Genomic DNA, 23722 nt, shown 5'->3' with positions numbered 1-23722 from the left:
CTTGGTGCCGTCCCCTGATTCACCGAGAAGCGCAGGGCACCGGCGCGCAGCGTCGGCTCGCGCTCTAGCGGCGTGTTTCTTTGGTTACTTTCTTGCACGAGCAAGAAAGTGACACCCCTCCGCGGTCGCGGAAATGACATCACCGAAAAAAGCAGGCCGCCCCTACAACCACCCCTTCTGCCGCGCCAGCCGGTACGCCTCGATCCGGTTGGCCACACCCAGCTTGCCGATGCACTCGGACAGGTAATTGCGTACCTTGCCGTGCGACAACCCCAGCTGTTCGGCGATCTCGCTGGCGGTGCGGCCCTCGCCGGCCAGTCGCAGCACGCGGCGTTCGCGGTCGGTCAGCGGGTCGGCCTGCGACCATGCGTCCAGCGCCAGTTGCGGGTCGATCGCGCGGATGCCCTGCTTCACCTTGCGCAGGGCGTCGGCCAGATTCTCCGCCGGCGCGTCCTTCAGCAGATAACCCAGCACGCCTGCTTCCAGCGCGCGGCGCAGGAAGCCGGCACGGGCAAAGGTGGTCACGATCACCACCTTGATCGGCAGCTCATGGCGGGCGATGCGCTGTGCCAGTTCCAGACCGGACAGGCCCGGCATCTCGATGTCGGTCACCAGGATGTCCGGCTGCAGCTGCTGCAGCATGCGCCAGGCGGTTTCACCGTCGGCGGCGCTGCCCAGCACCTCGATATCCGGCTCCAGGCCCAGCAGCGCCGACAGCGCGCCACGCACCATCGCCTGGTCTTCGGCCAGCAGGATGCGGATCATGCGGCACCGTCCTGTGCCAGCGACGGCGGCGTTCCCGGCGGCAGCGGTGTGGTTGCGGCAGCCAGGGGCACGCGCACAGTGAGCACCGTGCCCTCGCCCTTTGCGGACTGCACCTGCAGGCTTCCACCCAGGGCAGCCACGCGTTCGCGCATGCCGCACAGCCCGTTGCCCTCGGCCTGCACGCCGCCACGGCCATCGTCGCGGATCTGCATCGCCAGCATGCGTCCCTCCAGCATGAATTCCACCCGAGCCTGTGTCGCCTGTGCATGGCGCACGATATTGGTCGCGGCCTCGCGCAGCACCAGCGCCAGCCCGCGTTCGACATCCACCGGCATCGCTGGTGGTGGTGCGTAGTGAAGGTGTACCTGCTGGCACTCCAGCAGCAGCCGCGCCGATGCCAGTTCACCGGCCAGGTCGCTGGCGCGGATGCCGGTGACCGCACTGCGGACCTGCGCCAGCGCTTCGCGGGCAATGGCCTCGGCCTCGCCGATCTCCTGCCGCGCGCGTGCATCGCCGCGGTCGTGCAGTTTGCGCGCCAGTTCCAGCTTCAACGTGATCAGCGACAGGGTGTGGCCGAGCAGGTCATGCAGGTCGCGGCCGATGCGTTCACGCTCGGCGGTGGTCGCCAGCCGCCGCACTTCCTCCTGCGACAGCTGCAGCGCAGCGTCCTTGTCCTTGTTCACCGCTTCCACGTTCACCACCATGCCGATGATGAACGATACGGCCGGTATCCAGACCAGGCTCTGCCAGGGGTAGTGCGCGAGCATCGCCGCCGTGCAGAACACCGCATTCAACGCGGCCAGCTGCAGCAGGTACAGCCACCAGCTGCCCCGCCCACAGACACGCAGCATCACGCAGCCGAAAATGAAGTAGCTGATGCCCGACGGATACCAGGGCACCAGCACCGTGGCCAGCGCCACCATTGCCAACGCGTAGCGCGGCGCATGGTGGCGCGGCGACAACAGCAGGCGCGCATACAGCAGCAGGAACACCGGGTAGCTGGCCAGGGTCAGCAGCACCCAGCGCAGGGTGAAGCCGCCGCTGAACACCGGCGTCATGAACACCCAGATCGTCCACAGCAGGTGGATGGCATCGGCCCAGGCCGGTTTGCCACGGCGCAGGTTGTCGGCCACCGCCGAATCCGGCGCGGGGCGCAGCAGGGAGGCAAGCCAGCTCGGTGGCACGGGGGGATCCAGGCGGGGACGATCGCTGCCGATCATGCCAGTTCAGCCGATCCGGCGCAGGCGGCGCCGCGCCAGCAGCAGTGCCACCAGCGTGACCGCCAGCAGCACCAGCAGATGGCCGGCGAGACTGCCCTCCGATGGCAGCCCGACCACCGGCAGCGCCAGCTGCGCCAGGTGCCAGGTCGGCCACAGCGGTGCCATCATCGAAAACGCCTTGGGCAACGCCGACAGCGGCAGCCACAGGCCCGACAGCAACGCCAGCGGCAGGTAGACCAGGTTGACCATCGCCGGCGCCGCGCTGGCGCTGACATGGCTGCCGATCAACAGCCCGATCGCGCCCAGCGGCAGCGCCGCCAGTCCTGCCACCGCCAGCAGCTGCAGCATCTGCACCACCTGCAGGTGCACACCACCGAACACGCGCGCCACGCCGATCAACAGCGCGCCCACCAGCAGCGCGAACATCACCGCCATCGCCAACCGCGCCAGCAACGGCGCGGCCGCCGGCATCGGCAGCGCGCGCTTGAGGGTCAGCAGGCCGCCTTCGCGGTCCAGCGCCAGCTGCACGCCGAAGCCGAACAACGCCGGGGCCATCGCGCCGAACACGCAATAGGTGGCCAGCAGGTACAGCGGTGCATGGCCGCGGTCCAGCAACACGCCGAACAACAGGTAGAACAACACCGGGAACAGCAGCGAGGGCACGGCGAAGGCGGGCGTGCGCCAGGCGCGGCGCAGCTCGGCCTGCAGTTCGGCGCGGTACGGGCGCAGCGCGCGGCGCCAGCTCGAGAGCGGGCGCGCAGCGGCGACTGGCGGGTTCAGGGTATTCATGCGGCCTCCCGGGTCATGTCGAGGAAGGCGTCGGCCAAGGCCGCGCCCTGCACTTCCAGTTCGCGCAGCTGGGTGTCGGCAGCCAGCAGACGCGCCACCACCGGTTCGGCCGGACTGGCCAGCAGCTGCAGGTAGTCTCCGTCGCGCTGCACCTGCTGCACGCCCGGCCAGTGCTGCACGTCTTCGGCGGACAGCCCGCTGCGGCAGCGAATCCGGCGCGGCCGGTCGGCCAGGCGCAGCTCGCCCAGCGGTGCATCGGCCACTACCCGCCCCTGCTCCAGTACCACCACCTGCTGCGCCAGTGCTTCGGCCTCCTCCAGGTAGTGGGTGGTCAGCAGCACGCCGCAGCCTTCGGCCACCAGTTGCCGGATGGACTGCCACATCGCCTGCCGCGCCTGGATGTCCAGGCCGGTGGTGGGCTCGTCCAGGAACAGCACGCGTGGGCGGCCGCACAGCGCGATGGCGAACTGCACCGCGCGCTGCTGGCCACCGGACAGCTGGCCGTAGCGACGCCGCGCCAGTGCCTGCAGGCCAGCGCGCTGCAGCACCTCCTGCAGCGGCATCGGGTCGGGATAGCAGGCGCTGGCCTGCGCCACCAGTTCGTCCACCTTCAGCATCGGCGGCAGGCTGGTGCTCTGCAGCATCACGCCCAGGCCAACACGGTTGGCACGCTGCTGCGGGTCGCCGCCAAGCAGCTCGACCTGGCCGGCATCGGCACGACGCAGGCCCAACAGCACGCCGATCGCGGTACTCTTGCCGGCACCGTTGCGGCCCAGCAATGCCAGCACCTGGCCAGCGCGGACCTGCAGGTCGATGCCCTGCAGGGCGGTATGGTCGCGATAGCGCACCTGCACCTGCTGCAGGCGGGCCAGCGACGGGGCGATCGGATCCATGAGCGGTACCGGTAGCGGGGACGTTGCCATCCTGTGCCGCCGTGGTCACGTTTCGCAGTTGCCGCCGTCAGTGTCATCGGGTGACAGCTGTCACTGCCGTCATCGCTGTGCCTGCCTGCATGCTGTGCCGCACGCTCACCGCCGGAACCGCCGCCGTCCGCCCTTCCGGCCATACCCGCCCGAACGCCTGTGATGGAACGAATGAACGCTTCTGCCGAGCTGTTGAAGGAACTCCGTATCGACCGCAAATCGCCCCCGCCGGCCTCCGGAGGCAATGGCGGTGGCCGCCGTGGGCTGTGGATCGCGATCATCGTGGTCGTGTTGCTGATCGCCGCCGCCGTGGCCTTCCTGTTCGGCCGCGCACCGGCCGTGGAGGTGGAAACTGCCCCCGCGGTGGCCATCCAGCAGGGCAGCGCCAGCAGCTCGGTGCTCGACGCCAGCGGCTATGTGGTTGCCCGGCGCATGGCCACGGTGTCGGCCAAGATCACCGGCAAGGTACGCGAAGTGATGATCGAGGAAGGCATGCGGGTCGAGGCCGGCCAGGTGATGGCCACGCTGGACCCGATCGATGCCGACGCGCAGCGCAGCCTGTATGCCTCGCAGCTGCAGGCCGCACGCAGCCAGGTAGCCGGGCTGGAGGCACAGCAGAAGCAGGCCGCCGCCGAAGCCAGCCGCCTGCAGGCGCTGGTCGGCCAGCAACTGGTCTCGCGCTCGCAGTACGACCAGGCCGTGGCCCAGCGCGACAGCCTGCGTGCGCAGTTGGATACGGCGCAGCGCAACGTCAAGGTCGCCCACGACCAGCTGGCCATCGCCGACCTCGGCGTGGACAACAACGTGGTGCGCGCACCGTTCTCCGGCGTGGTCACCGCCAAGGCGGCGCAACCGGGTGAGATCGTCTCGCCGCTGTCGGCCGGTGGCGGCTTCACCCGTACCGGCATCGGCACCATCGTCGACATGGACTCGCTGGAGATCGAAGTCGAGGTCGGCGAGGCCTTCATCGGCCGCGTGCAGCCGAAGATGCCGGTGGAAGCCACGCTCAATGCCTACCCGGAATGGAAGATTCCCGGCGAGGTGATCGCCATCATCCCCACCGCCGACCGCGGCAAGGCCACGGTGAAGGTCCGTGTGGCGCTGAAGGTGAAAGACCCGCGCATCGTGCCGGAAATGGGCGTGCGGGTCAGCTTCCTGGAACAGGCGCAGCCGCAGGTGGCCGCCAAGCCGCAAGGCGTGCGCGTGCCGGGCGGCGCCGTAGTGCAGCGTGAGGGTGCCTCGGTGGCCTTCGTGCTGGGTGACGGTAGCCGGGTGCAGCAGCGCACCGTCGAGGCCGGCCAGGCGATGGGCAAGGACCGCCAGATCCTCAAGGGCGTGAGCGCGGGTGAACCGGTGGTGGTGAACCCGCCGGACACGCTGCGCGATGGCGCCAAGGTGCAACAGAAACAAGCGCAGTAACGGCCTGGCGCCCGTGGGCGCCGCCGGCAGCACCGCTCGACGCACGCCTGCGGCCATCGCCGCGGCGCTTCCCCGTTTCCCGCCTTCCGTGGAGAACCACCCATGTCGACCCTGGTTTCACTGCGCAACATCACCAAGACCTACCAGCGTGGCCCCGAGAAAGTGCAGGTGCTGCACGGCATCGACCTGGACATCGCCAGCGGCGACTTCGTCGCGCTGATGGGCCCGTCCGGCTCGGGCAAGACCACCCTGCTCAACCTGATCGGCGGCCTGGACAACCCCAGCGGCGGCGAGATCAGCATCGAAGGCGAGCGCATCGACCAGATGAGCGGCGGCCAGCTGTCGACCTGGCGCAGCCACCACGTCGGCTTCGTATTCCAGTTCTACAACCTGATGCCCATGCTGACCGCACAGAAGAACGTGGAGCTGCCGCTGCTGCTGACCCACCTCAATGCCGCCCAGCGGCGCCGCAATGCGGAAATCGCGCTGACCCTGGTTGGCCTGGCCGACCGCCGCAGCCATCGCCCGAATGAGCTGTCCGGCGGCCAGCAGCAGCGCGTGGCGATCGCCCGCGCGATCGTCTCCGACCCGACCTTCCTGATCTGCGACGAACCGACCGGCGACCTCGACCGCCAATCCGCCGAGGAGATCCTCGGCCTGCTGCAGCAGCTCAACCGCGAACACGGCAAGACCATCATCATGGTCACCCATGACCCGAAGGCCGCCGAGTACGCCACGCACACGGTGCACCTGGACAAGGGCGAGCTGGCCGACGCGCCGCTGGCCCACTGACGGAGGCCACGGCGATGAAATACTTCTCGTTGGTGTGGGCACAGCTGTTCCGCAGCCGCACCCGTACCCTGCTGACCCTGCTGTCGGTGGTGGCCGCGTTCCTGCTGTTCGGCATGCTCGATTCGGTGCGCGTGGCGTTCTCGTCGGGTGGCAGCGTGGAAGGCGCCAACCGCCTGGTGGTGGCCTCGCGGCTGTCGATCACCCAGTCGCTGCCGATCCGCCTGGAAACCCAGATCCGCCAGGTGGCCGGCGTGCGCGACGTGGCCTACGGCATGTGGTTCGGCGGCATCTACCAGGACCCAAAGAACTTCTTCCCGAACTTCTCGGTGTCACCCAACTACTTCGATGTCTACCGCGAACTGCAGATCGACCCGGCACAGCTGGAAGACTGGAAGCAGACCCGCACCGGCGCCATCGTCGGCGAGACCCTGGCCAAGCAGTTCGGCTGGAAGATCGGCGATACCATCCCACTGCAGGCGACGATCTTCCCGCGCGGCGGCAGCAACGACTGGCCGCTGGAGCTGAAGGGCATCTACCGCTCCAAGGACCGCGCGCTGGCGGCAAACGAAGAACGCCAGTTGATGATGAACTGGAAGTACTTCGATGAATCCAACGATTACATCAAGAACCAGGTGAGCTGGTACACGGTGACGCTGGACAACCCCGACCACTCCTCGCGGGTGGCGCAGGCCATCGATGCGATCTCGGCCAACTCCGACCACGAGACCAAGACCCAGACCGAATCGGCGTTCCAGCAGGCCTTCGTCAAGCAGTTCGCGGATATCGGCATGATCGTCACCTCGATCATGGGCGCGGTGTTCTTCACCCTGCTGCTGCTGACCGGCAACACCATGGCACAGGCGGTGCGCGAGCGCGTGCCGGAGCTGGCCACGCTGAAGACACTGGGCTTCAAGGACAGCACCGTGCTGACCCTGGTGATGGTGGAGTCGGTGCTGCTGATCGGCCTCGGGGGCCTGATCGGCATGGGCCTGGCTGCGCTGATCCTGCCGGTGATCAGTCCGAAGAGCATAGGCATGCTGCCACCGCACGTGCCCACGCCAACCTGGCTGATGGGGCTGGGCCTGATCGTGGTGATCGGCATCATCGTCGGCCTGCTGCCGGCGCTGCGTGCCAAGCGCCTGAAGATCGTCGACGCACTGGCCGGCCGCTGAGGAGGACACCGACATGTTCAAGAGCAAACTCAAGAAGTGGTTGGGCAACGCGGTCACCGTGCTGCTGCTGGTGATCGGCCTGGTGCTCTGGATCAGCCTGCCGTGGATCGGCGTGCTGGCCGTGGCCGTGCTGCTGGCGCTGTGGCTGCTGCTGACCCGTGGCGGACGGCTGGCCCTGGCCGCCACCCGCATCGGTGTGGCCAGCCTGCCGCAGCGCTGGGGCGCCTCCTCGGTGATCGTAGTCGGCATCGCCGGCGTGGTCGGCGTGCTGGTGGCGATGCTGGCGATGGGCGAAGGCTTCCAGGCCACGCTCAACAACACCGGCGACGACACCACCGCCATCGTGCTGCGCGGTGGCTCGCAGGCCGAAACCAACTCGGTGATCACCCGCGAGCAGGTACCGACGCTGTCCACCCTGCCGGGCATCAGCCGCGATGCACAGGGCCGGCCGCTGTTGTCGCCGGAGCTGTCGCAGGTGGTCAACCTGGTGTCGAAGTCCGATGGCACCGACGTCAACGCGCAGTTCCGCGGCGTCGGCCCACAGGCGTGGGCGGTGCATGACAAGGTCAAGATCATCGAAGGCCGCAAATTCGCCCCCGGCCTGCGCGAGATCGTGGTCGGCCAGGGTGCGAAGGGCCAGTTCCGCAACATGGAGGTCGGCAAGACGCTGAACCTGGGCAACCAGACCTGGACCGTGGTCGGCGTGTTCGCCACCGGTGATGCGCATGATTCGGAACTGTGGACCGACGCCGATACGCTGGCCACCACCTACCAGCGCAGTGCCTGGCAGTCGATCAGCGTACGCACCGAGGGCAAGGCCGGCTTCGAGCAGTTCAAGGCAGCCGTCGCCGCCGACCCGCGCCTGAAACTGGACGTGGAAACCACCCGCGTCTACTACGGCAAGCAGGGCGGCGGGCTGACCAAGCTGATCGACATCCTCGGCAAGGTGATCGGCACGATCATGGCGGTCGGTGCAGTGTTCGGCGCGCTCAACACCATGTATGCGGCGGTGGCCACGCGCGCGCGCGAAATCGCCACCATGCGCGCGATCGGCTTCCGCGGCCTGCCGGTGGTGACCGCGGTGATGCTGGAGACGATGCTGCTGGCGCTGCTCGGCGGCCTGCTCGGGTGTGCGGTCGCATGGCTGCTGTTCAATGGCTACAGCGTGTCCACCATCGGCAGCAACTTCAGCGCGGTGGTGTTCAAGTTCCACGTGTCGCCGGAACTGCTGTGGACCGGCCTGAAATGGGCACTGGGCATCGGCCTGGTCGGCGGCCTGTTCCCGGCACTGCGCGCGGCGCGTTTGCCGATCACTACGGCGCTGCGCGAAACCTGAGCATCACGCAGCGATGGACTGCGCATCCCGCAGGGGGACGGAGCGAAGGCTCCGTCCCTTTTTTCGTTGGCGGGGTCAGATCCCTTCGCTACGCGAAGGGATCTGACCCCGATCTCGGTGCAGTAGATCCACGCCATGCGTGGATGAATGCCTGCGCGCACACGCTGCTACAGATCGCCGGAAATCCGCCGCTATCGATGCCTCTGCCCATCGCAAACGCAGCGCGCGTGACGCTGCGCACAGCGCATCTGTGGATTGTTGGTTGCGATTCATTTTCGCGCACGTCCAGCGGCGTCGAGACAAACAGTTACGAATGGAAACACTCTAGAATCGCGCCCCCCACGTTGGTTTGCAGCACCCCACGCGCCCATAGAACGGGCGCTTGTTTTTACTGAAACACGAGATTTCACGGATGTCCCTGAAAACCAATCCGCTGCGCAACGCGATCGTCATCGCGCTGGCCGCCAGCTGCAGCACCCCCGCCTTCGCACAGAGCGCCGGCGATACCCCGACCAACCTCGACCGCATCGAAATCACCGGCTCGCGCATCCGCCAGGCCAGTGTCGAAACCGCACAGCCGGTGGTCGCGCTCAACCGCGCCGAGATCGAGAAGAAGGGCTACGTCAACGTCGCCGACATCCTGCAGGACATTCCTGCCGCCGGTGCGCCGAGCATGAGCCGCGCCTCGTCGCTGACCTCTTCGCGCGATTTCGGCGGCATGTACGTGAGCCTGCGCAACCTGGGCCCGGAACGCAGCCTGGTGCTGATCGACGGCCGCCGCATGGGCGTCAGCGCCGGCGGCTACTCCGACCTGGCCTCGATCCCGTCGTCCATCGTCGAGCGCGTGGAAGTGCTGACCGACGGCGCCTCCGCGCTGTACGGCTCCGATGCCATCGCCGGTGTGGTCAACATCATCACCCGCAAGAATTTCGATGGCGGCGAAGCCAGCGTCTATGTGGGCCAGTACGGCCAGGGTGACGGCCAGAAGCGCGCCTACAGCGCGACCTTCGGCAAGACCTTCGAACGCGGCTGGTTCAGCGTGGGCGCCGAGCGCACCAAGGAAGACGAGGTGCTGGGCAAGGACCGCGAATTCAGCCGTTACACCAACGGCCCGCGTCACCCGAACGATGGCCTGAACGGCAACACCCCGTGGGGCTACGTCACCGTCGGTGGCAAGAACCTGACCGTGGGCCCGGGCGGCGACCCGGGCAAGGCCGGCAACTTCCATGCGCCGGATCCGGCCGATGGTGCCAACACCAAGTCGAACATGAGCCTGCTGACCGGCCTGGAGCGCACCTCGGTGTTCGCCAACGGTGGCTTCTCGATCACCGACAACCTGCGCATCGTCGCCGACGCGCTGTACAGCAAGCGCGAGTCGACCAAGCACCTGGCCGGCTACCCGTACTCGGTCAGCGCCGCACAGGCCCGCAATGGCAGCCGTGCCGCCCTGTCCAAGGACAGCGCGTTCAACCTGTGGGGCCAGGACGCGCTGTTCGCGCACCGCACCGAGGAACTGCCGCGCGGCACCGAGAACAACCTGGAAACCAAGCGCGCCAGCATCGGCCTGGAAGGCAGCTTCGAAACCGGTTCGCGGTACTGGGACTGGAACGTCAACTACATGTACAACCGCAACGAAGGCGAGCGCATCGGTACCGGCAGCATGTACCAGCCGCACGTCAACCTGGCCGTCGGCCCGTCCTTCATGGACGGCAACGTGGCCCGTTGCGGTGCACCGGGTGCGGTGATCGCCGGCTGCGTGCCGTGGAACCCGGCCGCCCCGATGGGTTACACCGGCCCGGGCTCGCTGAGCAACCAGGATGTGCAGGACTACCTGTTCACCCGCTTCGTCGACAAGATGCAGAGCACCACCAAGGTCGCCAGCGGCAACATCTCCGGCTCGCTGTTCACCCTGCCGGCCGGCGACATCCTGGCCGCGATGGGCTTCGAGCACCGCAGCGAGGAAGCCAGCTACACCCCGGACATGATGGTGCAGAAGGGTGAGATCGCCGGCACCGGCGGCCAGCCGACCCGCGGCAACTACTCGCTCAACGAGGTCTACCTGGAACTGCAGGTGCCGCTGCTGGCCGACCTGCCGTTCGCCCGCGAACTGTCGCTGGACATGGCCGGCCGCTACTCCGACTACAACAACTTCGGTTCGACCACCAACAGCAAGTTCGGCCTGAAGTGGAAGCCGATCGACAGCCTGCTGGTGCGCGCCACCTACGGCACCGGCTTCCGTGCGCCAACCGTGGATGACCTGTACGGCGGCACCGTCAGCAGCCGCGACTCGTTCACCGACCCGTGCGATACCTCCTTCGGTACCGCCGCCACCAGCGCGGCCGTGGCCGCCCGTTGCCAGGCGCTGAAGGTGCCGGCCAACTTCCGCCAGCTCAACAGCGATGGCAGCGTGGCCACCAAGCCCGGCCAGCAGGCCACCACCGATTTCAGCTCGGGTTCCAACCCGAACCTGAAGCCGGAAACCGCCAAGACCTGGACCGTGGGCCTGGTCTACAGCCCGGACTTCGTGCAGGGCCTGGACGTCAGCCTGGACTGGTGGAAGATCCGCATCGACAACGCCATCGTCGGTGAGTCGGCCACCAACATCCTGGAACAGTGCTACGTGCAGGGTTCGGATGCTGCCTGCGGCCGCTTCGCCCGTGGCAGCAACGGCCAGGTCACTTCGCTGGACCGCTCGCTGGTCAACGCGGGCTACCGCGAAACCGCCGGCTATGACATCAACGTGCGCTACCGCCTGCCGGAAACCGCGTTCGGCAAGCTCGCCGTCAACTGGAACACCACCTACACCGACTACCTGGAGCAGCGCAACGACAGCGCCGCCACCACCCCGGTGGAACAGCGTACCGGTTGGGGCGGCGACTTCCGCGTGCGCTCCACCTTCAACCTGGATTGGCAGTACGGCGACCTCGGCATCGGCTGGACCGCACGCTACTACTCCAGCATGAAGGAGAAGTGCTCGTACATGGACGAGTGCAACATGCCGGGCTTCAACTCGTCGTATACCAGCGCGTCGCCGACCAACAAGGTGGGCTCCAACACCTTCCACGACCTGCAGGTGCGTTACAGCCTGCCGTGGGATGGCACCGTGTCGCTGGGCGTGAACAACGTGTTCAACCACCAGGGCCCGATCATGTACAGCCAGCCGAACAGCAGCTTCACCTACTACGGTGGCTTCGACATCGGCCGCTTCATGTACATGAAGTACCAGCAGCGCTTCTAAGCCTGCAACCGCGTTCCCGCCACGGCCATCCCTCTCTCCTGGCCGTGGATGGAAGCAGAGCGGCGCCCTTCGGGGCGCCGTTCTTTTTTGGGTGGAAGCGGGGTCGGATCCCTTCGCCCTGCGAAGGGATCCGGCCCCGCAGCGCCGCCAGCGCTACCGCTTGCGCATCGTGCGGATGTTGTCGCCGACGAACAGCACCAGCCCGGCCCAGATCGCGGCAAAGCCGATCGCCTTGGCAGTGTCGAACGCTTCGTGGAAGAAGAACACGCCCAGCAGCAGCTGCAGGCTCGGCGCGATGTACTGCAGGATCCCGACCAGCGACAGCGGAATGCGCTTCACGCCGTAAGCGAAGCCGATCAGCGGCACCGCGGTGATCGCGCCGCCGAAGATCAGCAGCAGGTCGTTGCGCCAGCCCCAGCCATGGAAGAACGCGCCGCCATGGCCGTTTTCGGCCCAGATGGCGAAGGCCAGCGCGGGCAGGAACAGGTACAGGCTTTCCACGCCCAGGCCCGCCACCGGGTCGACCGAGACCAGCTTGCGCAGCAGGCCATACAGGCCGAACGAACAGGCCAGGCCCAGCGCGATCCACGGCGGCGTGCCGGCGTCGATGGTCAGCCAGGCCACGCCCACCGCCGCCATCGCCACCGCTACCCACTGCAGGCGGCGCAGCCGCTCCTTCAGCACCAGCACCCCCAGCAACACGTTCACCAGCGGGTTGATGAAGTAACCCAGGCTGGTCTCGATGACGTGGCCGGCATTGATCGCCCAGATGTACAGGCCCCAGTTGAAGGCGATGGTCAGGCTCGACACCAGCAGGATCGGCAGCGCGCGCGGCTGCGCGGCGATCTTCTGCCACCAGCCCAGGCGCGAGCTGATCAACAGCCAGCCCAGCACCATCACGGTGCTCCAGATGATGCGGTGGGCAATGATCTGGAACGAGGGCACCTCGTTGAGCAGGTGCCAGTACACCGGCACCAGGCCCCAGATCACGAAGGTGGACGCAGTGACCAGCAGGCCCCGGCGTTGTTCTTTCTCGTCCATGCTCACTTCTTTCTCGTCCTTGCCATTGTCAGTACCACCACGCCCAGGAGTATCACCGCCATCGCCAGCAGGTCGCGCCAGCCGAACCGCTCACCGTTGAGCAGCGCGCCCAGCAGCACCGCGATCACCGGGTTGACGTACGCATAGCTGCCGGCCAGCGCCGGGCGCACGTTCTGCAGCAGCCACACGTAGGCGGTGAACGCGACGATCGAGCCGAACACGCACAGGTAGGCCATCGCCAGCAGGCCGCCGGTGTCGGGCAGCGTGGTCGGGCGCTCGCCCACCGCCAGGCCGATCAGCACCAGCAGCACGCCGCCGCAGATCATCTGCCCGGCCGCGGTCATGAACGGCCCAGGCAGGTCCAGCCCGCGTGCCCACACCGAACCGAACGCCCAGCCAATCGGCGCGATCAGCAGCAGCACCAACCCGGTCGGCGAGGCGGTCAGGCTGCTGCCGGCGTTGAGCCAGACCACGCCCAGGAAGCCGATGGCGATACCCAGCCACTCACCGCGGCTGGCATGCTGCCCGCGCAGTGCCGAGAACAGCGCCATCCACAGCGGCACCGAGGCCACCGCGGTGGCGGCCAGGCCCGAAGACACCTCGCGCTCGGCCAGTACCACCATGCCGTTGCCCAGCACCAGCATGGTCACGCCCATCACCACCAGATTGCGCCACTGCCGCAGCGTCGGTTTCGGCAGCTTCCAGAACAACCGCAGCGCCGCGAACATCACCCCGCCGGCAATGATGAACCGGCTGCCGGAGACCATCGTCAGCGGCAGCGCACCGCCGTGCAGGGCCTTGGCGATACCCAGGTAGGTCGAGCCCCAGACCACATAGACCAGCAGCAGGGCCAGCGCGACAAGGCCACCCCGGGGGGCAGCCGCAGACGAAGAGGGGGGAGCCGACATGACACACCAGGGAGCCGGGGGAACGCGGATTCTAGGACGTTTTGAGTATGGTCCGTGACCCCATACGGTGGCACGCTGTCATCCATCCATGCACCCTGCTCTGGTCTGCTACCCCGTGTTGACGGCCGATGCAGTACCAAGAGGGCTGCCCGGTCGCGCCGCCCCGATGACCGGGCGCCGTTTTCCCTGCGCACGGACGCGCCGCATCGAGGATTCCCACCCAGATGAGCACCACGTCCCAACCCGCCGTACCCGCGAACGACCGCGCCGCCCTGCGCCGGTCGATCTCCAATACCCTCAAAGGCTCCGCCGGCAACCTGGTGGAGTGGTATGACGTCTATGTGTACTCGGTGTTCGCCGTGTACTTCGAATCGCAGTTCTTCTCGCCGGACGACAAGAACTCCACGATGTACGTGTGGGCGATCTTCGCCGCAACGTTCCTGATGCGCCCGATCGGCGCCTGGTTCTTCGGCCGCTTCGCCGACCGCCACGGCCGCCGCCTGGCGCTGACCGTCTCGGTCACGCTGATGGCACTGTGCTCGTTCCTCATCGCCATCACCCCCACCGCCGCCAGCATCGGCATCTGGGCCGCGGTCATCCTGCTGTTCGCACGCCTGCTGCAGGGCTTCGCCACCGGTGGCGAGTACGGCGCCAGCGCCACCTACATGTCCGAGGCCGCCATTCCCGGCCGCCGCGGCTTCCTGTCCTCCTTCCACTACGTCACCCTGGTCGGCGGCCATGTGCTGGCCCAGCTGACCCTGCTGCTGATGCTGACCTTCTGGGGCAAGCCGGAAATCTCCGAATGGGGCTGGCGCATCGCCTTCGGCATCGGCGGCATCGCCGCGGTGGTGGTGTTCTGGCTGCGCCGGGGCATGGACGAATCGCTGTCGGAGTCGTCGATCGAGGCCGCGCGCGAGGGCAAGGCACAGAAGTCCGGTTCGATGTACGAACTGTTCGTGCACCAGTGGCGGCCGCTGCTGCTGTGCTTCCTGATCACCGCCGGCGGCACCGTGGCCTTCTACACCTACTCGGTGAACGGCCCGAAGATGATCCAGAGCGCCTTCGCCGGCAACGACCCGATGACCGGCACCCTGATCAACCTGGGCGTGCTGGCCTTCCTGATGGTGCTGCAGCCGGTCGGTGGCTGGCTGTCGGACATCATCGGCCGCAAGACCCTGCTGGTGTTCTTCGGTGTCGGCGGCGTGCTGTACAGCTGGTACCTGATCACCCAGCTGCCGCACCAGCATGACGCCACCCTGGCCTTCCTGACCCTGGCCATGGCGTTCGTCATCCTCACCGGCTACACCTCGATCAACGCAGTGGTGAAGGCCGAACTGTTCCCCACCCATGTGCGCGCACTCGGCGTGGGCCTGGGCTATGCGCTGGCCAACTCGCTGTTCGGCGGCACCGCCCCGCTGCTGTACCAGGGCGCGCTGAAGACCGGCCATGTCGACTGGTTCGCCATCTACGTCACCGCCACCATCGCGGTATCGTTGGTGGTCTATGTGTTCTTCCTCACCAACAAGGGCCCGAACTGGCTCGACGGCACCCGCAAGTAAGCGCGCTGCCATGATCGCGGCCACCGGTGCAATGCCGGTGGCCGCTGCGTCTCCGGCCACCCCATTGATGTGGATCGCGGTGACGATGGCCGCAGCCACGGCACTGGCCTGGCTGCTGCGCCGCCCCAACGCGCAGGCCGCGTGGCCGCGCATCGGGTTCGGAATCGCCCTGCTGGTGTTCTGTGCCGCGCTGGCGCTGCAGCTGGCGGTGGACCTGGGCAGCGGCCACAGCTCGTTGCGGCTGCGCCTGCATCGCGGCCTCAGTCCAGGGTCGCTGGTCGGCCTGCGTACGATGGTGGCGTGCTATCTGGCAGCGCTCGCGGCCAGCGGCTGGGGCGCGTGGAAGCTGCTGCGCCGGCGCTGACGGACACACGGTAGTGCCGGCCGCTGGCCGGCAACCTCATGTACCTTCGGAAAGACGGTGGCGTTGCCGGCCAGCGGCCGGCACTACCCCCTTCAACGGCGGGCCGCTTCGCTCTTGTCGCGCGCGCCGCGGAACTCCGATTCCTTTTCCCATGTCGGCCAACGGCGGCTGTTGGCCAGCTCCGCGCCCAGATCGTAGACCAGCAGGGTATCGGCGGCGTGGCCGCTCGGGTCCCAGCTCGGCGTCCACGCATCACAGGCCTGGTGGTAGCAGTCAGCGAAGTACTTCTCGCGCAGCGCGCGGCCGGCTTCAACGCCACCGTCCAGCTTGTCCAGCCCCGGGCCGATGGTGATCGCCGGCACGCCCAGGCGGGCGAAGGCAAAGTGGTCGGCGCGGTAGAAGAAGCCGGCTTCCAGGTTCGGGTCCGGGCTGTAGCTGCGACCGCGGGCCTTGGCCACGCGCTCCAGGTCGCCTTCCAGCGACACCCGGCCCTTGCCCCACGAAGCGATGTCGCGGGTCGGGCCATCCGGGCTGAACATCTCGATGTTCAGCACCGCGGCGGTCTTGTCCAGCGGCGCCAGCGGGTGCGCCGCGTAGTAGCTGGCGCCCAGCAGGCCCTTCTCTTCGGCCGTCAGTGCCACGAAGTACAGCGTGCGCTGCGGCTGCGGGCCGGCGGCGAACACGCGGCCCAGCTCCAGCACCGTGGCCACGCCGGTGGCATTGTCGATCGCGCCACGGCGGATGCGGTCACCCTTGGCATCGGGCTGGCCGATACCGAACGCATCCCAGTGCGCGGAGAAGATCACCGCTTCATCGCCATGTTCGCCACCGGGCAGCTTGGCCACCACGTTGCGGGTCACCACCTGCTCGCGCTTGAGCGCGAAATCCACGCTCAGCTTCGCGTTGTCCAGCGCAACCGGGCGGAAGTCGGCGCGCATCGCCTTGCGCTTCTCGGCGTCGAAGTCCAGGCCGGCGTCGGCGAAGATCGCCTCGGCCAGCTCGCGCTGCATCCAGCCGCGCAGCGGCGTGTGCTGCGCCATCGCTTCGGCCTGGCCGCGCTCGATGTCGAACAGCGGCGAGGTACCCGAACTCTTCACCGTGGCCCAGCCATACGCGGCCGGTGCGGTCTCGTGCACGATCAGCACGCCTTCGGCACCACGGCGCGCGGCTTCTTCGAACTTGTAGCTCCAGCGGCCGTAGTAGGTCACCGCCTTGCCATCGAACGCGCCCGGCGCATCGGCCTCGAAATCGGCGTCGTTGATCAGCACCACGGCAATCTTGCCGTGAAGGTCCACGTCCTTGTAGTCGTTCCACTGGCGTTCCGGCGCATCGATGCCGTAGCCGACGAACACCAGTGGCGCATTCCTGATCTGCACGCGCTTGCGCGGCTGCAGGCTCTGCAGGGTCACGTCCACGCCGTTGGCCAGCGCGCGGTTGCCCTGCTTCAGCGACAGGCTGGCCTTGGCCGGGCCCTCCAGCTGCGCGCGCACCAGCGGTACCGGCTGCACCCAGCTTCCATCCACGCCACCCGGCTGCAGGCCGTAGCTGCGGAACTGCTCGATCAGGTACTGCACGGTGCGCTCTTCGCCCTCGGTGGCCGGCGCGCGGCCCTCGAATTCATCCGACGCCAGCACACGCACGTGGCGCGACAGCGCCTGCGGATCGATGCCGCCACCCGGCAGGTCGTTGGCCGCATGGGCCAGGCCACCGACAAACAGGCAGGACGACAGCAGCAACACGCGCATCGGATTCACGGCAGTACCACGGCTAGCTTGGAAGTCACCAGAGTGTAACGTGGTCGTGACATCGCGGTGCAGCGTGGGCCTGCTTCATCCCCCCGGGGCGCGGATCTACCTGCGGATGCGATCCAGCCAGCAGGCCAGGCCCTGTGCGTTGAGTTCGATGTCCATCGCCAGCACCGCAGTCACCGCCGCCTGGTCCAGCGCACAGCCATGCAGTTGCGCACGTTCCAGGTACAGCGCCTGCAATGCCGCCAGCAGGCAGCGGTGGCGGTCCGGGCGGCCATCGCACTGGCGGCCGATGGTGGCCATCGCATCGATCTGCTCGAGCAGGTCTGCTGCCAGTTTTTCCACCTGCTCCACGCGCCCATAGTGGGTCAGGTACATCGCCTGCGGTGCGTAGCCCAGCATGCGCCGGATCGAGGCCTTCATCGCCTCCGGGTCGAACTGCACCGGCGACGACGTCGGGAAGATGAAGGCACCCTGTGCGCTGTCCAGCTCGCGGTAGGAGATACCGAACGTATCGCCGGTGAACCAGCTGCGGCTGCGCGCATCCCACACGCAGTAGTGGTGCAGCGCGTGGCCCGGCGTGTGCAGCAGCAACAGCTCGCGGCCGGCCAGGTCGATGCGGTGGCCATCTTCAGCCACCACCACACGCTGTTCTGCAATCGCCTCGATGCGGCCGTAGCTGCGCGCAATCTCCTCGGCGCCATACACCGCCGTCGCACCGGCGATCAGCCGGGCCGGGTCGATCATGTGCGGCGCGCCGCGCGGATGCAGCACCGCCTTTGCGTTCGGCAGCTGCTGCATCAGCAGGCCCGCACCACCGGCATGGTCCAGGTGCACATGCGTGAGCAGCAACCAATCCACCGCTTCCACGCCCAGGCCGGCGTCCGCCAGCGCCTGCAGCATCGCCGGTACCGACAGGCCGGTGCCGCAGTCGACGAACGCGGCGCGGCCGTTCTCAACGATCAGGTAGGCCGCATCGAAATCGGGGCGCTGGAAGCCGGTATCGATGGTGTGGATGCTGGGGTCGGCGGTCATCGGCACGCACCTGGCAGGATCGGGAATGGACCCCCATGGTAGGCGCGCAGGCGGCCCGGGTTCGATGCGGCTTTGGTCGGAGGGGCAATTCCGTAGAGCCAAGCCCATGCCCGGCTGCCTTTCTGCCAGACATCAGCCGAGCATGGGCTCGGCTCTACAGAGGGCGCGCGCGGGGCGCTCCATCAGGGGCGCAACCAGCGCGGCCGCAGCAGCAGGGCCAGCACCAGCACCGCCAGGAACGCGCCGTAGGCATACAGCACCGCCAGCACCTGTGGCCAGATCGGGCCGGCGCCGGGCTGCACCACGCCGATGCGGTAGCCCCACAGCATCGACACGATGCTCAGCGCGAAGGCCACTAGCAGGGTGGTGCCATCGAACAGGCGCCGCCGTGCGCTACGGGGCTGGCGTGGGAACAGCCAGTACAGGCTGCCCAGCAGCAGGAACCAGGGCAGGAACAGCAGCAGCGACAACCAGGCCATCGCAGACTCCATGTCATCGCGCCGGGGGCGCGCGGACATCATGCCATGGGTGGTGGGTAGCCCTGTAGAGCCGAGCCCATGCTCGGCTCCTCACCATTACGTAGAGTCGAGCCATGCTCGACTGGCTGGAAAAGCAGTCGAGCATGGCTCGACCCTACAAAAGCAAAGCCGAGCGTGGGCTCGGCTCCACAACAGTCTCCGATCAGGCCGCTTCGCGCAGCACGGCCAGGGCGGCCAGCACGGCGTCCACTTCGGCTTCCAGCTTGAACAGTTCGCTCTGCAGCTGGTCGCCCTGCTCGGCCTGCTTGATCACCGCGATCAGCTGGCCCGCATCGCGCGGCGAATCGAAGCCTTCGCTCTGGATCAGCAGCGTGCCGTCACCGGCGGTCAGCTTGAAGTAGAAACGGCCATCCTTTTCGCGGTACTGCTTGAACAGCGGCGGTGCCACGCGGGCCACGCCGGCGTCCTCGCTGGCGATGTCGCCCGCGGTGGACAGGTCGCGCAGGCCCACGGCATGGCGCAGCTCTTCCAGCAGCGGTGCCGCCAGCTGCTCGCGCAGCTGCTGGCCACGACGCTTGAGCAGCGCTTCGATCTTCTCCGGCTCGGCCATCAGCGCGTTGTAGCGCTCGCGCAGCGGTGCCAACTCGCTGTCGATGCGCTCGAACAGCTGCTGCTTGGCATCGCCCCAGCTGATACCGGCGGCGAACGCCTTGGCGAACTCCGCGGTCTGTTCCGGGGTAGCGAACGCCTGGTACATCTGGAACAGCGCCGAGCCCTCGGTGTCCTTCGGCTCGCCCGGTGCGCGCGAGTCGGTCAGGATCGAGAACACCAGCTTCTTCAGCTCGTCGCGCGGCACGAACAGCGGAATGGTGTTGTGGTAGCTCTTGCTCATCTTGCGGCCATCCAGGCCCGCCAGCGTCGCCACCTGCTCATCGATCACCACATCCGGCAGCGGGAAGTACTCCTTGCCGTACACGTGGTTGAAGCGCTGGGCGAAATCGCGCGCCATCTCGATGTGCTGGATCTGGTCACGGCCCACCGGTACCTGGTTGGCCTTGAAGATCAGGATGTCGGCAGCCATCAGCACCGGGTACATGAACAGGCCGGCGCTGACGCCTGCGTCCTCGTCCACGCCTTCCTCGCGGTTCTTGTCCACCGCTGCCTTGTAGGCGTGCGCCCGGTTGAGGATGCCCTTGCTGGCGATGGCAGTCAGGAACCACATCAGCTCGGTGGTCTCGCGGATGTCGCTCTGGCGGTAGAACCACACGTGTTCCGGGTCCAGGCCGCAGGCCAGCCAGCTGGCCGCGATCTCCAGGGTCGCGCGCTGGGTGCGCTGCGGGTCCTGCGACTTGATCAGGCTGTGCAGGTCGGCCAGGAAGAAGAAGCTCTCGATCCCCGGGGCGCGGCTGGCCGCGATCGCCGGACGGATGGCGCCAACGTAGTTGCCCAGGTGGGGCGTGCCGGATGGGGTGATGCCGGTAAGGACTCGGGTCGTCATGACTGCGTGGGGTAACCTTCGATGAACGGGGCCAGTTTACCTTGCACGCCACCAACCCCGTCAGGGCCTGCGGCGCGTTCATTCACGCAACCCCGCTGGAGACGCCCGATGAAACGCCTGCTGCCCCTGCTGTTGATCCTGCCCCTGGCGGGCTTCCGCCCGGCCCCGCCACCGCCGCCGGTGTACGAGGGCGGCCCCGTGCGCATGGCCCTGGTCGACCGCGACCGCGGTACCGAACTGCGCAGCTACCTGGCCGAGGGCCAGCGCTGGGTGGCCGGCGAGCGCGGCCACCGCTATGCCGTGCGCCTGTACAACGACAGCCCGCGCCGGGTGCTGGTGGTGCTGTCGGTGGACGGCGTCAACGCCATCTCCGGCGAGGATGCCGATCCCTCGCAGACCGGTTATGTGCTCAACCCCGGCCAGCGCGCCGACATCACCGGCTGGCGCAAGAGCCAGGACGAAGTGGCGCAGTTCGTGTTCAGCAGCCCCAGCGGCAGTTATGCCAGCCGCACCGGCCGCCCGGACAACATCGGCGTGGTGGGCGTGGCCGTGTTCGAGGAAGCCCGCCGCTGGCGAGCCGAGCCGATCCTGCGCCGTGGCCTGCCGCCTCCGGCACCGGCCGCGGAGGCCGCCGCCGATGCCAGCGCCAGCGCCAGCCGCATCGAAGGCTACGCCAGCAAGTCGCAGGCGCCGGCGCCGGCGCTGGGTACCGGCCATGGCGCACGCGAGCAGTCCTCGGTGCGCGATACCGACTTCGAGCGCGCCAGCCGCAGCCCGGCCCAGGTGCTGCAGCTGCGCTACGACAGCGCACGCAACCTGCGCGCGCGCGGCATCCTGGTGGATTCGCCTTCGCGCCTGCCGCGTGAACCGCAGGCCTTCCCCAACCGCTACGTGCCGGACCCGCCGGCGCGCTGATCGTCCCCCCAGACAGCACAACGCCCGCAACCTCACGGTGCGGGCGTTGTGTTGCGGGGGAAACCGGAGTGCTTACTTGTAGTCCGGATAGTCCTTGCTCACGCTGTCCTGGAACTCACGGACTTCCTTCTCGGCGCGGTCCTTGGCCCAGCCATAACGTTCCTGCAGGCGACCGGCCAGATACTCGGCATTGCCTTCGGCCACATCGAAGTCGTCGTTGGTCAGATCGCCCCACTTGGCCTGGGCCTTGCCCTTCAGCTGCGACCACTTGCCGGAAATGATGTCTTTGTTCATTGCTGGGAGTCCTTGGTTGCAACGGCGTTCTTACCGTGGCTCCAGCTTCGCTTGGCTGCCGTTGAATGCCGGTCAACCCACCATGAAAGTGCTGCTCACCTGCTTGAATGGTTCACTCCGCTTCGACAACACGCAGCAGATCGCACGCACCTTGCGCGCACGAAAAAGGCCGGGGATACCCCCGGCCTTCTGCTTTCCAATCCGCGCCGGGCTCACTTGCCCTTGGCGGCGTCCTCAACCTTTTCACCGGCCTTCTGCACATCCTTGCCTGCACCGGCAACGGTGTTGCAACCGGCCAGCAAGGCCACCGAGAACATCGACAACAGCATCAGGGCAACTACGCGCTTCATGGGCTTCTCCTTGGGTTCGCCGCTACACCGCTTCATTCGCGGATGGGGTTCTGTCGCTCGGCGGGAAGGGCCAATGCCACCACCGCCGCGTGAAGTGCAATCTGGCGGCAGTGGCGTGGAGCGCATGTGAACGAATCAGCGATCCGTTCAGGCCGAGCCCTCAGTCGCGCATCAGGGTGGACTTGCCGAACAGGCTTTCGACCAGGTCCACGGCCAGTTCTGCGGTGGCATTCTGCTTGTCCAGCAAGGGGTTGAGCTCGACGATGTCCAGCGACCCCATGCGCCCGGTATCGGCGATCATCTCCATCACCAGCTGCGCCTCGCGGTAGTTCACCCCGCCCGGCACCGTGGTGCCCACGCCCGGTGCGATGCTCGGGTCGAGGAAGTCCACATCGAAGCTGACATGCAGGTGGGTGTTCTCATCGATGCCGGCCAGCGCTGCTTCCACCGCGCGCTTCATGCCGTTCTCGTCGATGTAGCGCATGTCGTACACGTCGACCTTGTGGGTCTTGATCAGGCGCTTCTCTTCCGGATCCACCGAGCGGATGCCGATCTGGTGCATCTGCGCCGGGGTGATCGCCGGCGCGCTGCCGCCCAGGCGGGTCAGCGCGTCCGGGCCGAGGCCGCACAGGCAGGCCACCGGCATGCCGTGGATGTTGCCCGACGGCGTGACATCGCTGGTGTTGAAGTCCGAGTGCGCATCCAGCCACAGCACGCGCAGGGTCTTGCCCTGCTCGCGGCACCAGCGCGCGACGGCGGTGATCGAACCGATGCCCAGGCAATGGTCGCCACCGAGCATGATCGGCATGCGCCCGGCCTGCAGTTCGGCATAGCTGGCTTCCATCAGCGCATGGTTCCACGCCACCACCTCATCCAGGTGGCGGTAGCCTTCCACCGGCGCGGTCCACGGGTTGCGCGGGCCATCCAGGTTGCCCAGGTCGCGCACGTCCACCCCGCGCGCTTCCAGCGCCTCCGGCAGGCCCGCTACGCGCAGCGCTTCCGGCCCCAGCCGTGCACCGCGATGGCCTGCACCGACATCGGTGGGAACGCCAATCAGGGATACGGAAATGGGATGGGCCATGGGTGCCTCCTGCGGGGGAAAAAGAAGCACAGTCTAGCCAGAGCTGTGTGACACCACTCGCGGCGGTGCAGCAGGCCCATCGCCAGATCGCCGTGAACACGCAGGCGTTCCCGGTCAGGCATTCCAGCGCTGAATGGTCAGAAACCCGCCCTTTCTTGATCCACTTCACACCCGAGTCGGTATCGCCTCTTACCGACGGCGGTCTTTGTCTCCACCCTGCGTCGGCACCCGAAAGGTGCGGCTTCAATTCCCCAACCCTGGAGAACGACGCACATGAAACATGCACTCATCAATGGACTTGCGGTACTGGCGATTGCCCTGGGCGGACTGTTTCCTGCAGCTGCCAGTGCATCCTCGCAACGCGTCACGCAGACGGTGACATCGGATGCCTTTCCAATGCAGACAGCAGGCGCACGCCAAGTATTGGACTGGGTGGCACAGCGTGTAAAGCCGTCGTTCGCCCCCCAGGGCTACGGCAACGTACGGGTGGAACGGCAGGCGTTCTCCGTAGGGCGCGCGTCTGCACGCTCGGATGAATCGATTCCCGGAAAGCTGCCGGGGCAGGGCATCCCCGGTGAGGTCTACCGGGTGGAAAACCTGCTTCCCGACGGCTCCCTGCAGACGTGGGAGTTCACCTGGGTAGAACCTCCGTCCGGTCATGGCGGCGGCTGGGATGTCACTGGGTACACCTACAGGAAGGGAAATGACCCGGTAAACCAGCAGTAGCGGGGACAGGGGCAACGCTCGCCGCATTGCCCCCTTCGAACACGCGGCCGACGGCGGTCGCGCCGCCGCG

The 23722-nt window shown here is 67.4% G+C and carries 22 protein-coding genes; 9 read left to right on the top strand and 13 right to left on the bottom strand.

Annotated elements, in window-relative coordinates:
• Nucleotides 1–162: 162 nt before the first annotated feature.
• The 4 genes from B9Y64_RS14595 to B9Y64_RS14580 are packed head-to-tail and all read right to left on the bottom strand — an operon-like array spanning nt 163 to nt 3667.
• Nucleotides 163–765, bottom strand: a complete 603-nt coding sequence (locus B9Y64_RS14595; RefSeq protein WP_100441315.1) for a response regulator transcription factor — start codon at nt 763–765, stop codon at nt 163–165.
• Nucleotides 762–1985 (bottom strand): sensor histidine kinase, encoded by a 1224-nt coding sequence (locus B9Y64_RS14590; RefSeq protein ID WP_100441314.1) that lies wholly within the window; start codon nt 1983–1985, stop codon nt 762–764. The genes B9Y64_RS14595 and B9Y64_RS14590 overlap by 4 nt, the downstream gene beginning before the upstream one ends.
• Nucleotides 1986–1991: 6 nt before the next feature.
• Nucleotides 1992–2774 (bottom strand): ABC transporter permease, encoded by a 783-nt coding sequence (locus B9Y64_RS14585; RefSeq protein WP_100441313.1) that lies wholly within the window; start codon nt 2772–2774, stop codon nt 1992–1994.
• The gene (locus B9Y64_RS14580) at nt 2771–3667 is read right to left on the bottom strand and encodes an ABC transporter ATP-binding protein (RefSeq protein ID WP_100441312.1); all 897 of its coding nucleotides are present in this window, start codon (nt 3665–3667) and stop codon (nt 2771–2773) included. The genes B9Y64_RS14585 and B9Y64_RS14580 overlap by 4 nt, the downstream gene beginning before the upstream one ends.
• A 201-nt stretch (nt 3668–3868) precedes the next feature.
• On the opposite strand from B9Y64_RS14580, the gene B9Y64_RS14575 reads away from it, so the two are divergent.
• The 5 genes from B9Y64_RS14575 (at nt 3869) to B9Y64_RS14555 (ending at nt 11654) form a co-directional block, all read left to right on the top strand.
• On the top strand, nt 3869–5116 hold the full coding sequence (locus B9Y64_RS14575; protein ID WP_100441311.1) for an efflux RND transporter periplasmic adaptor subunit: 1248 nt from the start codon (nt 3869–3871) through the stop codon (nt 5114–5116).
• Between the two features lie 102 nt (nt 5117–5218).
• Complete coding sequence (locus B9Y64_RS14570; RefSeq protein WP_004137569.1) at nt 5219–5908, top strand: ABC transporter ATP-binding protein; 690 nt, start codon at nt 5219–5221, stop codon at nt 5906–5908.
• Between the two features lie 14 nt (nt 5909–5922).
• Nucleotides 5923–7080, top strand: a complete 1158-nt coding sequence (locus tag B9Y64_RS14565; RefSeq protein ID WP_100441310.1) for an ABC transporter permease — start codon at nt 5923–5925, stop codon at nt 7078–7080.
• A gap of 13 nt (nt 7081–7093) precedes the next feature.
• A complete protein-coding gene (locus tag B9Y64_RS14560; RefSeq protein ID WP_100441309.1) occupies nt 7094–8416 on the top strand; it encodes an ABC transporter permease in 1323 nt (440 codons plus the stop codon).
• Between the two features lie 412 nt (nt 8417–8828).
• Nucleotides 8829–11654: a TonB-dependent receptor gene (locus tag B9Y64_RS14555; protein ID WP_100441308.1), complete on the top strand. Its 2826-nt coding sequence runs from the start codon at nt 8829–8831 to the stop codon at nt 11652–11654.
• A gap of 153 nt (nt 11655–11807) precedes the next feature.
• Here the strand turns inward: B9Y64_RS14555 and rarD are convergent, their stop codons facing one another.
• Both rarD and yedA read right to left on the bottom strand, forming a co-directional pair.
• Entirely contained in the window at nt 11808–12701 is an 894-nt protein-coding gene (gene rarD, locus B9Y64_RS14550) for an EamA family transporter RarD (protein ID WP_100441307.1), read from the bottom strand.
• Nucleotides 12698–13603, bottom strand: coding sequence for a drug/metabolite exporter YedA (gene yedA, locus B9Y64_RS14545; RefSeq protein ID WP_100441306.1), 906 nt, complete (start codon nt 13601–13603; stop codon nt 12698–12700). Before yedA ends, rarD begins: the two co-directional genes overlap by 4 nt.
• Nucleotides 13604–13827: 224 nt before the next feature.
• Between yedA and B9Y64_RS14540 the strand changes: the two genes are divergently transcribed.
• Nucleotides 13828–15162, top strand: a complete 1335-nt coding sequence (locus B9Y64_RS14540; RefSeq protein WP_010486964.1) for an MFS transporter — start codon at nt 13828–13830, stop codon at nt 15160–15162.
• Between the two features lie 10 nt (nt 15163–15172).
• Nucleotides 15173–15526, top strand: coding sequence for a hypothetical protein (locus B9Y64_RS14535; RefSeq protein WP_238379907.1), 354 nt, complete (start codon nt 15173–15175; stop codon nt 15524–15526).
• A gap of 92 nt (nt 15527–15618) precedes the next feature.
• On the opposite strand, the gene B9Y64_RS14530 is transcribed toward B9Y64_RS14535, so the two are convergent.
• The 4 genes from B9Y64_RS14530 to B9Y64_RS14515 form a co-directional block, all read right to left on the bottom strand.
• The gene (locus B9Y64_RS14530) at nt 15619–17271 is read right to left on the bottom strand and encodes a M28 family metallopeptidase (RefSeq protein ID WP_100441305.1); all 1653 of its coding nucleotides are present in this window, start codon (nt 17269–17271) and stop codon (nt 15619–15621) included.
• Between the two features lie 105 nt (nt 17272–17376).
• Nucleotides 17377–18309 (bottom strand): MBL fold metallo-hydrolase, encoded by a 933-nt coding sequence (locus B9Y64_RS14525; protein ID WP_100441304.1) that lies wholly within the window; start codon nt 18307–18309, stop codon nt 17377–17379.
• Nucleotides 18310–18491: 182 nt separating this feature from the next.
• Nucleotides 18492–18788: a hypothetical protein gene (locus B9Y64_RS14520; RefSeq protein WP_100441303.1), complete on the bottom strand. Its 297-nt coding sequence runs from the start codon at nt 18786–18788 to the stop codon at nt 18492–18494.
• Between the two features lie 202 nt (nt 18789–18990).
• A complete protein-coding gene (locus tag B9Y64_RS14515; protein ID WP_100441302.1) occupies nt 18991–20286 on the bottom strand; it encodes a tryptophan--tRNA ligase in 1296 nt (431 codons plus the stop codon).
• Between the two features lie 108 nt (nt 20287–20394).
• Between B9Y64_RS14515 and B9Y64_RS14510 the strand changes: the two genes are divergently transcribed.
• Entirely contained in the window at nt 20395–21201 is an 807-nt protein-coding gene (locus B9Y64_RS14510) for a hypothetical protein (RefSeq protein WP_100441301.1), read from the top strand.
• A 72-nt stretch (nt 21202–21273) separates the two neighbouring features.
• Here the strand turns inward: B9Y64_RS14510 and B9Y64_RS14505 are convergent, their stop codons facing one another.
• The 3 genes from B9Y64_RS14505 to rocF all read right to left on the bottom strand — a co-directional run bounded on the left by B9Y64_RS14505 (nt 21274) and on the right by rocF (nt 22926).
• Nucleotides 21274–21495 (bottom strand): CsbD family protein, encoded by a 222-nt coding sequence (locus B9Y64_RS14505; protein ID WP_004137109.1) that lies wholly within the window; start codon nt 21493–21495, stop codon nt 21274–21276.
• Nucleotides 21496–21707: 212 nt separating this feature from the next.
• Nucleotides 21708–21845, bottom strand: coding sequence for an entericidin A/B family lipoprotein (locus tag B9Y64_RS14500; protein ID WP_014035659.1), 138 nt, complete (start codon nt 21843–21845; stop codon nt 21708–21710).
• Between the two features lie 160 nt (nt 21846–22005).
• On the bottom strand, nt 22006–22926 hold the full coding sequence (gene rocF / locus B9Y64_RS14495; RefSeq protein WP_049431469.1) for an arginase: 921 nt from the start codon (nt 22924–22926) through the stop codon (nt 22006–22008).
• A gap of 273 nt (nt 22927–23199) precedes the next feature.
• On the opposite strand from rocF, the gene B9Y64_RS14490 reads away from it, so the two are divergent.
• Nucleotides 23200–23652, top strand: coding sequence for a hypothetical protein (locus B9Y64_RS14490; protein ID WP_100441300.1), 453 nt, complete (start codon nt 23200–23202; stop codon nt 23650–23652).
• Nucleotides 23653–23722: the final 70 nt, after the last annotated feature.

Source organism: Stenotrophomonas maltophilia, from assembly GCF_002799245.1.
In the GTDB taxonomy this organism is placed as follows: domain Bacteria; phylum Pseudomonadota; class Gammaproteobacteria; order Xanthomonadales; family Xanthomonadaceae; genus Stenotrophomonas; species Stenotrophomonas maltophilia_S.
Note: the sequence above shows the minus strand (reverse complement) of the source record. Positions and strands in the feature narration are given on the sequence as shown.

Excerpts from the sequence above, each read along its gene's own strand:
- B9Y64_RS14525 (WP_100441304.1), bottom strand. The coding sequence starts at position 18,309 with ATGACCGCCGACCCCAGCATCCACACCATCGATACCGGCTTCCAGCGC.
- B9Y64_RS14575 (WP_100441311.1), top strand. The coding sequence starts at position 3,869 with ATGAACGCTTCTGCCGAGCTGTTGAAGGAACTCCGTATCGACCGCAAA.
- B9Y64_RS14565 (WP_100441310.1), top strand. The coding sequence starts at position 5,923 with ATGAAATACTTCTCGTTGGTGTGGGCACAGCTGTTCCGCAGCCGCACC.
- B9Y64_RS14510 (WP_100441301.1), top strand. The coding sequence starts at position 20,395 with ATGAAACGCCTGCTGCCCCTGCTGTTGATCCTGCCCCTGGCGGGCTTC.
- B9Y64_RS14520 (WP_100441303.1), bottom strand. The coding sequence starts at position 18,788 with ATGGCCTGGTTGTCGCTGCTGCTGTTCCTGCCCTGGTTCCTGCTGCTG.
- B9Y64_RS14515 (WP_100441302.1), bottom strand. The coding sequence starts at position 20,286 with ATGACGACCCGAGTCCTTACCGGCATCACCCCATCCGGCACGCCCCAC.
- B9Y64_RS14505 (WP_004137109.1), bottom strand. The coding sequence starts at position 21,495 with ATGAACAAAGACATCATTTCCGGCAAGTGGTCGCAGCTGAAGGGCAAG.
- B9Y64_RS14490 (WP_100441300.1), top strand. The coding sequence starts at position 23,200 with ATGAAACATGCACTCATCAATGGACTTGCGGTACTGGCGATTGCCCTG.
- yedA (WP_100441306.1), bottom strand. The coding sequence starts at position 13,603 with ATGTCGGCTCCCCCCTCTTCGTCTGCGGCTGCCCCCCGGGGTGGCCTT.
- B9Y64_RS14530 (WP_100441305.1), bottom strand. The coding sequence starts at position 17,271 with ATGCGCGTGTTGCTGCTGTCGTCCTGCCTGTTTGTCGGTGGCCTGGCC.
- B9Y64_RS14555 (WP_100441308.1), top strand. The coding sequence starts at position 8,829 with ATGTCCCTGAAAACCAATCCGCTGCGCAACGCGATCGTCATCGCGCTG.
- B9Y64_RS14585 (WP_100441313.1), bottom strand. The coding sequence starts at position 2,774 with ATGAATACCCTGAACCCGCCAGTCGCCGCTGCGCGCCCGCTCTCGAGC.
- B9Y64_RS14595 (WP_100441315.1), bottom strand. The coding sequence starts at position 765 with ATGATCCGCATCCTGCTGGCCGAAGACCAGGCGATGGTGCGTGGCGCG.
- B9Y64_RS14540 (WP_010486964.1), top strand. The coding sequence starts at position 13,828 with ATGAGCACCACGTCCCAACCCGCCGTACCCGCGAACGACCGCGCCGCC.
- B9Y64_RS14580 (WP_100441312.1), bottom strand. The coding sequence starts at position 3,667 with ATGGATCCGATCGCCCCGTCGCTGGCCCGCCTGCAGCAGGTGCAGGTG.
- B9Y64_RS14560 (WP_100441309.1), top strand. The coding sequence starts at position 7,094 with ATGTTCAAGAGCAAACTCAAGAAGTGGTTGGGCAACGCGGTCACCGTG.
- rocF (WP_049431469.1), bottom strand. The coding sequence starts at position 22,926 with ATGGCCCATCCCATTTCCGTATCCCTGATTGGCGTTCCCACCGATGTC.
- B9Y64_RS14590 (WP_100441314.1), bottom strand. The coding sequence starts at position 1,985 with ATGATCGGCAGCGATCGTCCCCGCCTGGATCCCCCCGTGCCACCGAGC.
- B9Y64_RS14535 (WP_238379907.1), top strand. The coding sequence starts at position 15,173 with ATGATCGCGGCCACCGGTGCAATGCCGGTGGCCGCTGCGTCTCCGGCC.
- B9Y64_RS14500 (WP_014035659.1), bottom strand. The coding sequence starts at position 21,845 with ATGAAGCGCGTAGTTGCCCTGATGCTGTTGTCGATGTTCTCGGTGGCC.
- B9Y64_RS14570 (WP_004137569.1), top strand. The coding sequence starts at position 5,219 with ATGTCGACCCTGGTTTCACTGCGCAACATCACCAAGACCTACCAGCGT.